Below are 14,524 nucleotides of genomic sequence, written 5' to 3'. Positions count from 1 at the left end.
CTGCAAAGCCTGTTAAATGCTAAGCCTGTTAACTGCTAAGCAATATGATGAGAGCAAAAAACCTTGTGATGTGTGTTGACGATTTGAATGGTATTTTGACAGTCAAGTTTGATTAATTTAATCAATCATTGAATTAACGAGCGAGCTTTTGCATCATCCTAGGTAATCTGTTACAATGAGTGCATCTGGGGTATTCGCCAGTTTATGGTTTTACCTGAGCTGATAATTTATATAAGGGTATGCGTTCTTTTCACTTGTTGTGCAAGCCTGCATCCAGCTACGCTGCGATGATTCAGGAAGCCTTAAGAGTGGTTGCCATACCCACCCTGAACGTTACAGTTCATGGGTTCACATAGACAGCGGTACTCTGGACCAAAATTTAATAAAAAAACCATCTAACCCAATTCGGCTAGATGGTTTTTTTTGCTCAGCCATTGATTAACTTAAAAAAATCAATTTTGCCAATAAAATCACCGTTAACACCCAAACCGCAGGGCTAACTTCTTTATAACGTCCACTCACCAATTTGGCAATGGTATAGGTGATAAAACCTAACGCAATCCCATCCGCGATTGAGAAAGTAAGCGGCGTCAATAGCAGCACTACCGCGACAGGTGATGCTTCGGTCAAGTCATCCCAATCAATCTCACGCAGCGTAAATAACATCAATACCGCGACATAAAAAATCGCCCCTGCCGTCGCATACGCAGGAATCATCCCAGCCAATGGCGCAAAAAATAACGCCAATAAAAATAACACACCCACCACAATAGCGGTCAAACCGGTGCGTCCACCTGCTGCCACGCCGGCTGTGCTCTCTACATAACTCGTTACCGATGAAGTCCCTAGCAATGACCCTGCCACAGCCGCCGTTGAGTCAGCAAACAAAGCTTTACCTAGATTCGGGATTTGACCATCGGTAGACATTAACCCAGCTTTTTTAGTCACGCCAATTAATGTGCCTGATGTATCAAATAACACCACAAATAAAAAGGCAAAAATCACGCTAACCATACTCACATCAAGCGCACCTGCAATGTCTAATTGCATAAAGGTCGGTGCAATCGACGGCGGCATTGACACAATCCCTGAGTAATGGGTTTCCCCTGCCAACAAGCTAATCACCGTCACAATCAAAATTGACAACATCACTGCCGCAGGGACTTTACGCTGCACAAATACGACAATCAGAAAAAAGCTTAAAATCGCCATCGCAGGACCAAAATCAGTGAGTTTGCCCATGGTCACAAATGTGGCAGGACTCGCTACAATGATGCCTGAGCTTTTAAGCGCAATAAACGCTAAAAACGCCCCAATCCCTGCCACGATACCTTGTTTAAGGGTATAGGGAATGGCGTTGATAATCCATTCGCGCAGTTTAAAGGCACTAATCAGCACAAAGAGCAAGCCTGAAATAAACACCGCGCCCAATGCCACTTGCCAGCTTTTACCCATCCCCAAGACGACGGTAAAGGTAAAAAACGCATTTAGACCCATGCCAGGTGCCAATGCCACGGGCAAACGCGCAATCAATCCCATCAAAAAACAGCCCAGCGCTGAGGCTAGACACGTCGCCACAAATACGGCCCCTTTATCCATCCCGGCTTTTGCCAGCATGTCGGGATTGACAAAGATAATATAAGCCATGGTCAAAAAGGTTGTCAGACCTGCCAGAATTTCAGTTTTTATCGTTGTATTGCGGCCATCTATGCCAAAATAGCGCTCGATTACATTCATCTATATTCACCCAATTTATTCATCCAATTTATGCGTCTAGGTTGCATGTGTATCCGTTGTGTAGACAACGCTTTTGTGCCCGTTTTCTGCCCCATTGTCATTCAACAACGCCCAAGAAAAACCCCCTATTTTACCCTAGAATACGCCAGCAACAAATAACTGATTAAAATAAACATAAAATAACTGGGAATTTTGAAGCCAATTTATTGCGCTGCTGCGTTATTGGGCAAAGGGTAAAAATTGGCGGTTGTAAGTGATGAGTTGCGGCGTGCCATTTTGCGTGTTATTTTGCGTATTGACTGGTGCTGGCATGGGTGTCGCTGACACACCAGAAGCAGCCGCTGGGTCATTGTCAGCTTTGGGTAAAATCTTAGCGATTTGGCTATGCAAAAAAAGCTGCTTGTCGTCACTTTTGACGCTGACAACGACGTGAAAACTTTGACTTTGGGTGGATAACAGCTTGGCGATGCTTGCTTTGTTGCGCTCGTCAATCTGGGCAAAACTTGGTACTGCCCACAATTGAGTCAAGTTTTGCACCGCTAGGTTGTTTTCTCGGGCATTCGCCCAATTGATGATTGCTGTATCGTCGATTTGGTGGGTAGCCGCCACATTTGAAGCTGCGCTAGTGTCTTGCCCAGATTCTGGGGCGTCATCACTGTCCGAACGGTTTGAGCCTTGCGGATGGTTGCCACTGGTTGCGGTGGGTAAATTCACCAGTACGCTTAATAGTTCGGGCTTCACTGTGTTGATATTCATGGGCAGATAATATGGCACTGCGGTCAGATACGGCGCTAATTTTTGCAATGCTTCGCTATCCATACCGCGCACATATTGCAATTCATTGATTGAGATAAAAGTCTGGTTAGCGATACCCATCGCCATTTTTTTGCCCGTACTTTGATAATACGCTGCTTCTGCGCCACCGTCGGCACGGGTGTCACTGTCTGGGTCTTGCCAATCAAGCACCGCCATCGCAATATTGGGCGATAAGCCATTGGCTTGTAACAGCGCCTGAAAAAATGCCAGTGCCGTGTCATCTACTTTGCCATCGTGATACAGGTTGTTAATATTAAAACGGCTGGCATCATCGTCGATTTTAATACTGACCTTGGCTTGATTCAGGGTTTGCTCAGCTATGGGTTTTGCCCAAGCATCTGCTAAACTATCGACTTGGTTGACTTGGCTGTCTTGCGCAATCAAATTGGTCGCCATAGCTTCCCCTGCCAAGGCATATTCCCTAAGCTGCCCTTGACCTTTGGTCAGCTCAAATTCTCGAATCATCACTTTTTGATTGGCAAGCATACTGCCTGCCACGATGGTAATCGCCACCACCAACAACAAAATAGTCAGGAGTGCCATCCCTTGTTGCCCATGCCGATATGGCGGGTTTGCTATGGCAATATTTGCAAAAATTTTAGACGGAGTGCGGTTTGTTGGCATGGTGTATTTGCTAAAATTTGATTGAATTATGGGTTCGGTGCGTTTGGCGGTGTGTTTGGTAACGCAAATCGCCAAGTAATCGGCTCGCCTTGATAACTAAAATTAAGCTCGATGCCGCGTGGTAACTGCTGATAAGGCGTCAAATCTATCCTGTTTTGCAAATTGCCATTTTGATCTGTTGCGTTATCAGTCGGGTTGGGAATCGGATTGGTTGAAGCATTGGCTGTTTGATTGGTGTTTTTTTGCGCTTGTATTTGCTGTACCTTTTGCAGCGTGGCTTCATCTGGAAACACACTCACCGCGTCAGGCGTCAATGCTCGCCAGCTGGCATCCTTGATACCTGTCAATAACACACTGGTTGCAGGGGTTTCGTTGTTGTCGTCTAACTGGTAAAAACGCCGTTTAGTCAGCGTTTCCCCCGCCACCGAATATTGTATTTTTGCTAGCATAGGTGACGGCTGATAACGCGGATCGGGCGCGGCAAAACGGATAAAACTTATTTGTGACGCATTTAATACAAAGGTTGGCGTCATAGCGGAACTATTGGTCGATGCCGTATTATTGTCAGTCGCTGACAGGATTGGCACCGCCACATAATTGCTGGTTTGTGCCAAATCTTGCGACAGCTGTAAATAAGCATAATCAAGCTGTGATAATGATTTTTGATGTTGGTAGCCGCGCTCGCGACTTTTGGTCAGACTATCCATAATCTGCCATCCCGCTAATGCCAGCATCGCAAAAATCACCAACGCAATCATCATTTCGATTAAGGTAAAGCCTTGCTGGGATGTTTTATGCGGTGCCATTGCAGCAGAGCAATGAATAGAAAAAGGGCTCACGGCGTTGTCCCCATATCCTTTACCAGGACTGCATCGATATCCACCACGTCTTTTTTTGCGCTGCCATCGACAATAGGTGCCACGCGAATATGAATGGGTTGGACAAAGCCTTGACTGGTTTGTGTGGTTTGCGGTGAGATAACCACTTGCCACTGACGGCCTTGCGAGGTGATTTGCCGAGTATCGGATGCGGTGAGCCAAGTTTTTTGTACTCGTAATTCTGCCAGCGTGTTTTGCGCCACATAATAGCCAAAGGTTCGTGTTTTCATGTTATCCACGGATTGCACATAACTGCGACTGGCTTGGCTGGCCGATATCGCAACCACCGCCAAAATCGCTAACGCCACCATGACTTCAAGTAACGTAAATCCTTGCTGATACTGTCTGACAGCCAGTTTATTTGAGGTAGCCATGGTCATTTTGCCACCTCGATTGCCCCAGCTTGGTTGACGATGATGGGATTGCCAACCGCAAAGGTTTGTTTATCATCATTGGTTTTTTGGATGCTGATTTGTACCGGTGTCGCCTCGCCTGTCCCAAACCATACCACAGGCGGTGCTTCGCTGCCGCTTAACCAGTTGGCGGTGGGTTGGGTATTCTGGGCGGCTGTGGTATTAAATAGGTTATCCAGTGGGCGGATTTTGACATCAAGGTTGTCTGGCACATCCAGCGGTGGGATTTGTTTTTCTATCACCCATTGTGGTGGCGCAGGTTGCGAGGTTATGGCGGCATTGGCATTGCCAACAGCACTTTGAGAATAGGAAAAGGCGTTTTCTAATTTAACCACCACTAGCTGATTGGGCGTGTCATTTTGCGGCAGTTTGATTGCCAGCCCATACGGCTGCATGCGTTCTGTTGATAACAAGCGTACATAATCAAGATTACTGGTCAGACGCTCATAAAATGCTGTGTTTCTACGATTTTCACTACCGCCCACCGATAAACTCATCATCCCAGCAAAAATAGATAAAATGACGATGACCACCATGATTTCAATTAAGGTAAACCCTTGTTGCCCACCCCTCGCACTGGGTGCGGGCGTGAAAGTTTTACAAGACCGACCAAACAGCAATCGCATCGTTATGCACTCAGACAAAACAGGGATAGTTTATAAAGCTTAACCGGGGGTGATGATAGTTAACTAGTATTCTTTGACATCTACTATTTGACATTTATTATTTGACATTGCGCGTCGTCAGGCTTGAATCAGTCTGTGAATTTGCCGTATGAGTAGCAGCGTTTGATTGACTCGCCCCAGTAGGCGCATCAACTGATTGTACCGCAGCAGGGTATTGCTTGGGAATATCTAAAATATGCTGAACCAAGGCAAAACGTAAAGTATCGCGGCGACCGAGATAGCGTTGGTAAAAACTAGAATTCAGCAGTCCTGCACCGCCTTGACCCATCGCCCAAATGGTTGACAGATAGTCTCGGGTACTCATGCTACTGTGTAGCGATTGCAGGTATTCAGCCGTGGTATTGATTAATCGCTTCATGCGTTCACGGCGAATTTCATACAACTGCGAAAAAAGCTTATTAAGCCCTACGGCAGAATTGGCTAAGCGTTCTTCAATTTGGTTGAGTAATATGGCTTTTTGCGGATTGATCAGTTGAAACAGGGTAAGACGTGCCACACCTGCGGCAGGACAATCGCCGACTTCGCTTAGCGCAAGTAGTTGTTGCTCATGACGGATAATGATGCGTAAAAACAATTCATCTTTGCTGGTAAAATGCTTGTATAGCGTACCTTTGGCTAAGTCTAGCTGCTCGGCTAAACTATCTAGCGTGATATCACCTTCCCCAGACTCTAATAGCAACTGCTCGGCAACTGCCAATATGACTTCTTCACGATTTTTGAATTGTTGTTGACGACTCATTGATTACTCCATCAGTCTGTTCTAGTAGCCCCTATTGTTGACGAGACCCGTTACATCAACCCATCTACGCACAACTGTTAAATGATAAAAAATAAATGATAAAAAAATGCTTGCTTAATAACCTTGCATAGTAACTTTGCTTAATAACCTCGCATAGTAACCTAGCTTACTAATCTCGCATAGTAACTTTGCTTAGAAACATAGAAGCAAGGTTGTTACGTATGATACATGACTGATGAGTCATTGCCAAATGTTTTATCACATAAATTTTATTACCTACTTAATAAAGTATAAAGATTTGTTTAACTATTTTTAAGCATATTGATGTAGTAATGCGTCAAAATTTTGATGGGTTAAGCGCGCGAACTCAGCCACTGGCATGGCATAATGCTTGGCGAGAAAATCCGCCACATAGGGTACAAAAGCAGGTTCGTTAGATTTGCCGCGTTTGGGCACTGGCGCAAGGTATGGGCTGTCGGTTTCAATCAAAATGCGATCTTTAGGCAGTTTTTTCGCCACTGCTTGTAATTCAGTGGCATTTTTAAAGGTTACAATCCCTGATAAAGAAATATAAAAACCCAAGTCCAAGGCTTTTTTGGCGGTGTCATAATCTTCTGTAAAGCAATGAATAATGCCATGCTCGGCTTTTTCTGCTTTTAATAAATCCAACGTATCGTGTTTCGCCTCACGGGTATGGACGATAATGGGTTTTTTTAGCTGCTGGCTGGCATGAATATGACGGGCAAAGCTGGCTTTTTGTTCTATGCTATTTTCTGTTGACCAATAATAATCAAGCCCCGTCTCACCAATCGCCCAAACATGCGGCTGATTTGCCATTTCAACGAGTGTTTCAACCGTTGCACTCTTTAGCATGGCAATGTCTTCGCACGGATGCACGCCCACACTCATTCCTAACGTCAGCCCGTCAATTTTTGTATTGATAATCTTATAAATAGCATCGTATTCATCCAGCTCACACATAATCGCCATAATACGCTGCACATTGGCATCCTTGGCGGCTTGTAAGGCTTGACGGATATCACCTTGATATTTTTCTAAATCCAAACGGTTTAGATGGGCATGGGTATCGGTAAACATATCACTCTCTTTTTTTAATTGATTGACGCTTAAATAAGGCTGCGGCGCATAAATTCAATCAAATGCACCGTCAAAGCGTTAGTAAAAGCGTTAGTCATCGGGTAAAAATTCTTGCAGCACTTGGTTTAAAAATAAAAATCCTTGCGCTGTGCAGTGGATATGGTCACCGCTTAACTCAACCAAACCCCGATTGTGTAGTTGTATCAATTGCGGCTCAATGGCTGACCATGCCAAGCCTGTTCTCTGTGTCCAAAACTGTTTGGGTACGCCATTTTTTAGCCGCAGCCCATTCATCATAAATTCAAACGGTAAATCAGCAGGCTTGATGGCTTGCCAACCTATCGCCGACTGATTAACCCTATAATCTTTTGGTAAGCGAGATTTGCTAAACCGGTAAATGCCATCAGGTCGCGTGACTTTACCATGCGCGCCTGCCCCAATCGCCAAATAATCGCTAAATTGCCAATAGTTGAGATTATGCTGACTGGGCTGAAAATCTGCCTGCCTTGACCATGCGGACACTTCGTATTGCACAAACCCATTGGCTTTCAAAAGCTGAGCGCCTTGCTCAAAAATATCCACTAATATCTCGTCATCGGGCAAAATCGGCGTATTGCGATAAAACACGGTATTGGGCTCAATGGTAAGCTGATACCACGAAATATGCGAAATACCCAAATCAATCGCTTGCTGCAAATCGCTCAGGGCGTCTGCCAATGTCTGGTTGGGCAAGCCATGCATCAAGTCGACATTTAACTTTTTAAACCCTGCTTGCTGGGCATTGGCAATAGCTAAAAGCGCTTGCTGCGGGTTATGAATCCGCCCCAAGGCAGCAAGTTTTTGGGTTTGAAAACTTTGCACGCCAAGCGACAACCGATTGATACCGACCGCTAGATACTCATGAAATGGCGCATGCTCCACGGTGGCAGGATTGGCTTCCATGGTGATTTCACAGTCGTCAGTCAGTGTTAACTGAGCATTGATACCCGCAAAAAGCTGCCGATATTGCGCAATCGGCAGTAGCGATGGCGTGCCGCCCCCAATAAAAATGGTGGCAATCTTGCGCCCTTGTACCAAGCTTAACTGGGTTTTTAAATCGTCTAATAAGGCATCGACATAGCCTACAAAATCAATCGGTGTACGGCTCTCATGTGAGTTAAAATCACAATACGGGCATTTTTTTACACACCAAGGAATATGGATATAAAGCGATAAAGGGATAAGGTTTGGATTTGGCATTAATCAGTAACTAATTCATTTGATTGATAATTTAACACGCTATAGCCAATAATTTTTTGATGATAATCGTTACTATTTGGCTATACTTTAAAAAATAACAATGGTAGCATAGCCCAAACTTTTATTTTGATTTTATTTAATAATTTATCGCTATTTGTTTTGCTATTTTATTTATTCTCGAGGATTGTCATCATGTCATACACCCAAGCGCCTTATAAAAAAGTGCCATGTAAAAGGTGCCTTATAAAAAAGCGTCTTATAAAATAGGCATGCTAACTGCGTTCACCATCGCCCTATCTGCGTGTGGCGGCTCAGGTAGTGAGACTGTCGACAATGCCCTAAACGATGCCAATGATAGTTATAAAAACATTGCAACGGATGTCCGCGCTGCCTACAAAAAAGTCGAGGATAAATTAACCAATAAAGAAAAAAGCATGCCAGAGATTTTACAAAGTATCTTTTTGCCCGAAGACAGCTTAGATAATTTTTTGGACAAAATCACCCCAGAAGGCGGTAAAGGGGGGTTGTATGTTGGCTATTTTGTGGAAGACAACGACAACGAGCCCAATGATAGCGACTTGGGTGTGGTGTATTTTGATATTGGCAATGATTATGCTGCCTCGGTGTATGGTCAAATGAGCTATCAACAAAAAACTTGCCAAGACCCAAACATCTTAACCACAGAAAAAATCTCTATTAAAACTGACGAAGCGATCGGTGGTGTACTGTCTGGCACACTCGACCCAGCAGCAAAATTTGATAATACGGTCCTTAAATTTTTACAGTTTGACGAATTAAAAACCTCTGTGGCAGGCATGCCATTTAATGGTGATTATGATAGCAAGCGCGATTATTGGGATGGTCAATATAGTTATCAGGTGGGTGTCGATTTTGGCAAACAATTATCTGACAATAAAGACGGCTGTGATGTCAACTATACCTTAGGCGGCGATGGCGATTTTAAAGTATTACCACTCACGGCTACTGTCGGCAATTTAGGCGTTAATCTCATGGGGACAGGTAGTACCCTAAACCTCAATTGGGCTGCGCCTGCCAACACCGCTCGCACCCTTGTCACCCAAATCAACTTGGATAAAGCCACTGACCGCGGTATGGGTTTTGTACGCACCAACCAATTAACCTACGGCACTACTTTTACACCCTTTGTGGATGCCACTAAAGCCAATTATGCGTTTGTGGTACAGACCTTTGATGCCACCAATAAACTGACAGGCTATCAAGCCATGATTAAAGCGCTTTAAAATCTATTGTTGAAAAAAGCCTTTATCAAATTGTGGCGACATTTGATAAAGGCTTTTGTATGTTGATGCTATCACAATCAAACGCTAACTTTTTTGACCTGTTAATTTGCTGACCTGTTAAACAATAAATTAAACAATAAATTAAACAATAAAAAATCATGCCGCAAAATCTGTTAAACTGCCGCCTTTATTGAATTTTCAACGAATATTTGGTCATTACATGCTGTCAGCTATTGCTCGTCAAGACTTCAAACAATTATTTGTCTTGACCTTCCCTATTTTAATCACTCAGATTTGCCAGTCAGGGCTCGCCTTGGTCGATACCTTACTCGCAGGTCAAGTCTCTGCGCTAGATTTATCGGGCGTGGCCATCGGCGCGGGTATTTGGATGCCCACTTTTTTGCTGGCGGTTGGTATTTTGCTTGCCACCACGCCATTGATTGGAGAAGCGATTGGTCAGCAGCAACTACAAAAAGTGCCATTTATCACCCAACAATCGCTATGGCTGGCGCTTATCATCGGTATGATAGGGTTTGTAGCGGTCAATCAGCTGCATTATTTGTTTGATTGGATGAAGGTACCAAAGGATATTCAGCATATCGCCCAAAAATTCTTGTTTGGTATCTCTTTTGGGTTTCCTGCGGTCTGTCTATATACCTCACTGCGCTGCTACACCGAAAGCTTAAAACATCCCACCGTGGTCATGGTGATTAGCCTCATTGGTTTGATTTTAAATGTGCCGCTCAGCTATGCGTTTATTCATGGCGTCACCCTCGGCGATACTGCGCTGATTCCTGCCATGGGCGGTGCGGGCTGTGGTTTTGCCTCTGGGATTGCGTTATGGATAAATTTATTGATGTTGGTAAGCTATTTGACTTTGAGCCCCCAGTCAGATTTTGCCAATCAACGGTTTTTTGCCAATTTTGCCGGCATGGATTTTGCTCAGTTGCGTCAGCAATTATCGATTGGTATTCCCATTGGTATGTCGATTTTTTTTGAAGTGAGCGCGTTTAGTCTAGCTTCCATTATCATCAGCCCGCTGGGTGAAATCGCGGTGGCAAGCCATCAGGTCGCGTTGACGATTTCATCGCAGTTATTCATGTTCCCGTTTTCAGTCGCGATGGCGCTCACCATCATGGTGTCAAACCGCTATGGCGCCAAAGATTACCGAGAGCTTAAACGTATCAAGCTCATCGGCATTGCCGTAGCCACGTCATTTGCGGTGATTAGCATGTTGTTAACTGCCATTTTTCGGCAAACCCTGCCAACTTTCTTTAGTGAAAATCCGCAAGTGATTCAGCAAGCCGCGCTGTTATTATGGTTTGCCACCGTGTATCAGTTGTTTGATGCCTGGCAGGTCAATTTTGCGGGAATTTTGCGCGGTATGCAAGATACCACAGTGCCGATGTTCATCACCTTGTTTTGCTATTGGGTGGTGGCGATTCCGCTGGGTACCTATTTGGTGCGCCATACCGATATGGGGGCTAAGGGATTTTGGATCGCGCTAGTTGCAGCGCTGGGATTGGCGTCACTGCTGTTAGGAACGCGTTTATTACGTCAGCAAAAACGCTTAAAAGTGGCTTGGCTATAGAATAACCTAAAAAGAAAAACAATCGACAATGATTAAAAAGTCGCTTAGGCTATTTATTGTAGGTTATTTTTTATAGGTCATGGGTTGATGACCATGTTTGGTTTATTCAACCGATGATTTTTATAGCGATTTTAAATTAAAAATAAAGTAAAAAAGGGCGAACTAACGCCCTTTTTTATCGTTCATGAAAGTTTGTTAATTAAAGTTTTCGCCAGTGAAGATGCCATCAAATAGCACACTGGTTAAATAACGCTCACCACTGTCTGGCAGAATAACCACAATGGTTTTGCCTTGCATCTCAGGGCGGTTTGCTAGTTGATACGTCGCCTGCAGCGCTGCACCGCAAGAGATACCGCATAAAATACCTTCTTGGGTCATCGCCCGTCTTGCCCATGCAATCGCATCATCGCCAGTTACTGTGATGACTTCATCAAGCAAATCAAGCGCAAGATTTTTTGGGATAAAGTTGGCGCCAATCCCTTGGATTTTATGGGGGCCTGGGGTGATGGGCTTGCCTTCACGCGTTTGGGTAATAATCGGTGATTCCGCAGGCTCAACCGCGACGGTATAAAGCGGCTGATTTTTGATTTGTTTAAAATAACGGGCGATACCCGAAATCGTCCCGCCTGTACCCACGCCTGCCACTAGCGCATCGACCTTACCCGCGGTGGCATTAAAAATCTCAGGTGCGGTGGTTTTGACATGGGTGTCTGGGTTGGCAGGGTTATCAAACTGTTGCGGCAAAAAGTATTCGCCAGGATGGTTGTCATGGATTTCTTGCGCAGCTTCCACCGCGCCTTTCATACCTAGCGAAGGCTCAGTAAGTACCAAGTGTGCGCCCAACGCAGCCAGCACTTTACGGCGCTCCATACTCATAGAGGCGGGCATGGTCAGCGTGATTTTATAGCCTTTGGCTGCTGCCACAAACGCCAGCGCAATCCCCGTGTTGCCACTGGTCGGCTCGATGATTTGCATACCTGGCTTTAATAACCCTGCTTGCTCGGCGGCTTGCACCATGCCCGCACCGATTCGGCATTTGACTGAAAACGCGGGGTTACGGCTTTCGATTTTGGCAAGCACGGTCACCCCCTGTGGCATGATATGATTAAGACGTACCAGCGGCGTGTTACCAATCGCATCAGCATTGTTGGCATATACCGCTGTGCCAAGGTTGGCGGGTGCGGAGTAGTGATCATCAGGTTGTTGTAGCATAGGTATTCCCTTTTTTTTGAGGTATTGTTGAATGATTTTACGGCAGTGATTTTGCGGTGTCTAACATCATTTGGTAAATTCCATATATCAAAAAGCGTTAACACCCGGGTCTATAATACAAGGCTGTAACACAAAGCTGTAACACAGTGCTATCAAAAGGTTTATCAAATGTTGATAGCCTGTCGATTAAACTCTCCTATTAAACTTTCCCATTAAACTTTATTATTAGCTTGGCGCTGTACTATGTTTAGCCAAGCTTGCATGGCTGGGGTCAGTGGTCGGTGTTTTCGCCATGCCATCACCATTTGCCAAGTCAAATTAGGCTGGACAAGCGGCAGGCAAACCAGCTGTTTGTCATCGAGTTTATCGGTATAATATTTGGGCAGTAGCGTCACCCCCATGTTTTTTTTCAACAATGTCGTCAATAGTTGCCATTGGTTGGTGTGGCAAATAATATTGGGCTCAAAGCCGAGTTTTTGGCACTCTTCGACAATCATTGAGGTGAATGACGAATGAGACGCAAACAACATCAACGACGCATTTTTTAAAGATTTTAAAGTCACTTGTTTGATGGTATTGCCCATATGCTGCCGGTGTGCCACCATCATAATGGGATAATCGCACACTGGGATACAATCAAAGCTATCTTCAATCGGTTGCATCAAGGTACACACATCAAGCGTATCATCGAGCAAGGCTTGTTTTAACGACTCTGCGCCATCTTCTAGCAACGACAGCTCAATATGGCGATGGGTTTGATAAAACTCAAAAATCGCATCGCTCAACAACTCACCCCCGAGTGGTGACAACCCTAGCCGCAGCTGCCCGCGATCCATGTGCTGATATTGTGTCACCGTCTGCTCAAGGTAGCCGACATGTTGCAGCACCGTCTGCGCCTGCTCATACACCAATGCGCCAATTTCGGTCAGCGCAATATCCCGCTTGCGGCTCATCAGTTGCTTATCAAAAAGCGCCACCCCTAGCGTATCTTCCAAATTAGAAATGGCTTTGGTGACGGTTGGCTGCGTCAAACTCAATGTATCGGCAGCATGAGAAAAGCCGCCAGTTTTCACCACCGTGATAAAGCATTGAAGTTGTTTTAAGGTCATCATGTTTTTGCAGTGCCCAAAATAGCTTTATAGATTTTACGCATAATTTTAAAAATATTATTCATATTTTTTGTTAATGGTTTTTTTATACTACATATCTTCATTGTTGATGACTTGTTTACCATGAAACGCGCTATGAATCTTTCGACTTTTCAGCAGCTATTACCCCATAAACTGGTGCCCCATAAACTGCTATCCCATAAAACAGACCCTATGTTACAAAAGCCACTGGTCAAAATTTTACTGCAAATCACCTTCATTGGTGTGGTATGGGGTGCGGCTGACATCCTAAAAAAATTATTCAGCCTCCCTATGTCATCTGGCATTGTGGGGCTGTTTTTGATGCTGGGATTGCTATTAACTGGGGTAATTAAACCCAACTGGGTCAATATCGGCGCGAAGTTTATCTTGGGTGAGTTGGTGCTGTTATTTATTCCGCTGATGATGTCGATTACCCAATATCAGCAGTTATTTTTTGCTCAAGGTTGGCAGCTGATGATTACCATTGTCGTGAGTACGGCACTGGTGATGCTGAGCTCTGCCATCACTTTTATGCTAGGCAATCGTGTTAAGCGCGCGTTGTATCGCCGCACGCACCATGCCCATCATTAATCATTAATCATTAATCATTAATCATACCAATCGTAATTTACTATGAATATTATCTCTATCGGCTGTTTAATCTGGACTATCTTGGCGTATGTTTTAGCAAAGCGGGTCTATGCCCGTTTCCCAAAATTTTGGCTCAATCCTGCCATCACAGTGGCGACGGTAACGATTATTTTGATGATTGTGCTTGGGATTTCTTACCAAACCTATTTTGCCGATACCGCTTGGATTGTGGAGTTGTTGGGCCCTGCCACCGTGGCATTTGCCATACCGATTTATCAGTATCGTCAATTGATTTACCGCTATGCTGCCGTGCTTGCGGTGTCGATTGTGGTGGGCATGTTGGTGGGTATTGCTAGCATCATGGTGTTTGCTAGCGTATTTAAATTTGATGCCACACTCACCTACAGTTTGATGGCACGGTCAATTTCTACCCCATTTGCGATTGATTTGGCGCAGCAGATTCATGGTTCAGCGGCGCTCGTGTCGCTATTTACTTTAATTACTGGGG

Annotated in this window: 14 protein-coding genes and 1 other RNA gene; 5 read left to right on the top strand and 10 right to left on the bottom strand. The window is 44.7% G+C overall.

Annotation, left to right across the window (positions count from 1 at the left end; translation table 11 throughout):
- Positions 1-179: 179 nt before the first annotated feature.
- A non-coding RNA gene (ssrS, locus tag RTR63_RS06905) (6S RNA) lies at positions 180-378 on the top strand.
- Between the two features lie 60 nt (positions 379-438).
- Here the strand turns inward: ssrS and RTR63_RS06900 are convergent.
- The 8 genes from RTR63_RS06900 to hemW all read right to left on the bottom strand — a co-directional run bounded on the left by RTR63_RS06900 (position 439) and on the right by hemW (position 8,230).
- Positions 439-1,737 (bottom strand): NCS2 family permease, encoded by a 1,299-nt coding sequence (locus RTR63_RS06900; RefSeq protein WP_060995436.1) that lies wholly within the window; start codon positions 1,735-1,737, stop codon positions 439-441.
- A 219-nt stretch (positions 1,738-1,956) separates the two neighbouring features.
- The gene (gspK, locus tag RTR63_RS06895) at positions 1,957-3,177 is read right to left on the bottom strand and encodes a type II secretion system minor pseudopilin GspK (RefSeq protein WP_312523419.1); all 1,221 of its coding nucleotides are present in this window, start codon (positions 3,175-3,177) and stop codon (positions 1,957-1,959) included.
- 26 nt (positions 3,178-3,203) lie between these two features.
- Positions 3,204-4,016, bottom strand: coding sequence for a type II secretion system minor pseudopilin GspJ (gene gspJ / locus RTR63_RS06890; RefSeq protein ID WP_312523418.1), 813 nt, complete (start codon positions 4,014-4,016; stop codon positions 3,204-3,206).
- The gene (gspI, locus tag RTR63_RS06885) at positions 4,013-4,435 is read right to left on the bottom strand and encodes a type II secretion system minor pseudopilin GspI (RefSeq protein WP_312523417.1); all 423 of its coding nucleotides are present in this window, start codon (positions 4,433-4,435) and stop codon (positions 4,013-4,015) included. Before gspI ends, gspJ begins: the two co-directional genes overlap by 4 nt.
- On the bottom strand, positions 4,432-5,094 hold the full coding sequence (locus tag RTR63_RS06880) for a prepilin-type N-terminal cleavage/methylation domain-containing protein (protein WP_312523415.1): 663 nt from the start codon (positions 5,092-5,094) through the stop codon (positions 4,432-4,434). The genes gspI and RTR63_RS06880 overlap by 4 nt, the downstream gene beginning before the upstream one ends.
- Positions 5,095-5,191: 97 nt before the next feature.
- Positions 5,192-5,893: a TetR/AcrR family transcriptional regulator gene (locus RTR63_RS06875; protein ID WP_312523413.1), complete on the bottom strand. Its 702-nt coding sequence runs from the start codon at positions 5,891-5,893 to the stop codon at positions 5,192-5,194.
- A gap of 312 nt (positions 5,894-6,205) precedes the next feature.
- Positions 6,206-6,991: a TatD family hydrolase gene (locus RTR63_RS06870; protein WP_312523412.1), complete on the bottom strand. Its 786-nt coding sequence runs from the start codon at positions 6,989-6,991 to the stop codon at positions 6,206-6,208.
- A 90-nt stretch (positions 6,992-7,081) separates the two neighbouring features.
- A complete protein-coding gene (gene hemW, locus RTR63_RS06865; RefSeq protein WP_312523410.1) occupies positions 7,082-8,230 on the bottom strand; it encodes a radical SAM family heme chaperone HemW in 1,149 nt (382 codons plus the stop codon).
- 269 nt (positions 8,231-8,499) lie between these two features.
- On the opposite strand from hemW, the gene RTR63_RS06860 reads away from it, so the two are divergent.
- A complete protein-coding gene (locus RTR63_RS06860; protein WP_312523408.1) occupies positions 8,500-9,492 on the top strand; it encodes a hypothetical protein in 993 nt (330 codons plus the stop codon).
- 220 nt (positions 9,493-9,712) lie between these two features.
- Positions 9,713-11,083, top strand: coding sequence for an MATE family efflux transporter (locus tag RTR63_RS06855; RefSeq protein ID WP_312523406.1), 1,371 nt, complete (start codon positions 9,713-9,715; stop codon positions 11,081-11,083).
- Between the two features lie 195 nt (positions 11,084-11,278).
- Here RTR63_RS06855 and cysK read toward each other — a convergent pair whose 3' ends face one another.
- Both cysK and RTR63_RS06845 read right to left on the bottom strand, forming a co-directional pair.
- The gene (gene cysK, locus RTR63_RS06850) at positions 11,279-12,295 is read right to left on the bottom strand and encodes a cysteine synthase A (RefSeq protein WP_312523404.1); all 1,017 of its coding nucleotides are present in this window, start codon (positions 12,293-12,295) and stop codon (positions 11,279-11,281) included.
- 212 nt (positions 12,296-12,507) lie between these two features.
- The gene (locus RTR63_RS06845; protein ID WP_312523402.1) at positions 12,508-13,407 is read right to left on the bottom strand and encodes a LysR family transcriptional regulator; all 900 of its coding nucleotides are present in this window, start codon (positions 13,405-13,407) and stop codon (positions 12,508-12,510) included.
- A gap of 132 nt (positions 13,408-13,539) precedes the next feature.
- Here RTR63_RS06845 and RTR63_RS06840 point away from each other — a divergent pair, with 132 nt between their 5' ends.
- Both RTR63_RS06840 and RTR63_RS06835 read left to right on the top strand, forming a co-directional pair.
- A complete protein-coding gene (locus RTR63_RS06840; RefSeq protein WP_312523401.1) occupies positions 13,540-14,016 on the top strand; it encodes a CidA/LrgA family protein in 477 nt (158 codons plus the stop codon).
- Positions 14,017-14,058: 42 nt separating this feature from the next.
- A partial coding sequence (locus RTR63_RS06835; RefSeq protein WP_312523400.1) for an LrgB family protein occupies positions 14,059-14,524 on the top strand: 466 nt, incomplete at its 3' end.

This window comes from Moraxella sp. CTOTU47724 (assembly GCF_032014955.1).
GTDB classification, from domain to species: Bacteria; Pseudomonadota; Gammaproteobacteria; order Pseudomonadales; family Moraxellaceae; genus Faucicola; species Faucicola tetraodonis.
The sequence above is the reverse complement of the archived record's forward strand: the minus strand, read 5'-3'. Positions and strand labels throughout refer to the sequence as shown.

What these genes read in the sequence shown, in the direction of transcription:
- RTR63_RS06900 (WP_060995436.1), bottom strand. Translation starts at nt 1,737, where the DNA reads ATGAATGTAATCGAGCGCTATTTTGGCATAGATGGCCGCAATACAACG.
- gspK (WP_312523419.1), bottom strand. Translation starts at nt 3,177, where the DNA reads ATGCCAACAAACCGCACTCCGTCTAAAATTTTTGCAAATATTGCCATA.
- gspI (WP_312523417.1), bottom strand. Translation starts at nt 4,435, where the DNA reads ATGACCATGGCTACCTCAAATAAACTGGCTGTCAGACAGTATCAGCAA.
- RTR63_RS06880 (WP_312523415.1), bottom strand. Translation starts at nt 5,094, where the DNA reads ATGCGATTGCTGTTTGGTCGGTCTTGTAAAACTTTCACGCCCGCACCC.
- RTR63_RS06875 (WP_312523413.1), bottom strand. Translation starts at nt 5,893, where the DNA reads ATGAGTCGTCAACAACAATTCAAAAATCGTGAAGAAGTCATATTGGCA.
- RTR63_RS06870 (WP_312523412.1), bottom strand. Translation starts at nt 6,991, where the DNA reads ATGTTTACCGATACCCATGCCCATCTAAACCGTTTGGATTTAGAAAAA.
- hemW (WP_312523410.1), bottom strand. Translation starts at nt 8,230, where the DNA reads ATGCCAAATCCAAACCTTATCCCTTTATCGCTTTATATCCATATTCCT.
- RTR63_RS06860 (WP_312523408.1), top strand. Translation starts at nt 8,500, where the DNA reads ATGCTAACTGCGTTCACCATCGCCCTATCTGCGTGTGGCGGCTCAGGT.
- RTR63_RS06855 (WP_312523406.1), top strand. Translation starts at nt 9,713, where the DNA reads ATGCTGTCAGCTATTGCTCGTCAAGACTTCAAACAATTATTTGTCTTG.
- cysK (WP_312523404.1), bottom strand. Translation starts at nt 12,295, where the DNA reads ATGCTACAACAACCTGATGATCACTACTCCGCACCCGCCAACCTTGGC.
- RTR63_RS06845 (WP_312523402.1), bottom strand. Translation starts at nt 13,407, where the DNA reads ATGATGACCTTAAAACAACTTCAATGCTTTATCACGGTGGTGAAAACT.
- RTR63_RS06840 (WP_312523401.1), top strand. Translation starts at nt 13,540, where the DNA reads ATGAATCTTTCGACTTTTCAGCAGCTATTACCCCATAAACTGGTGCCC.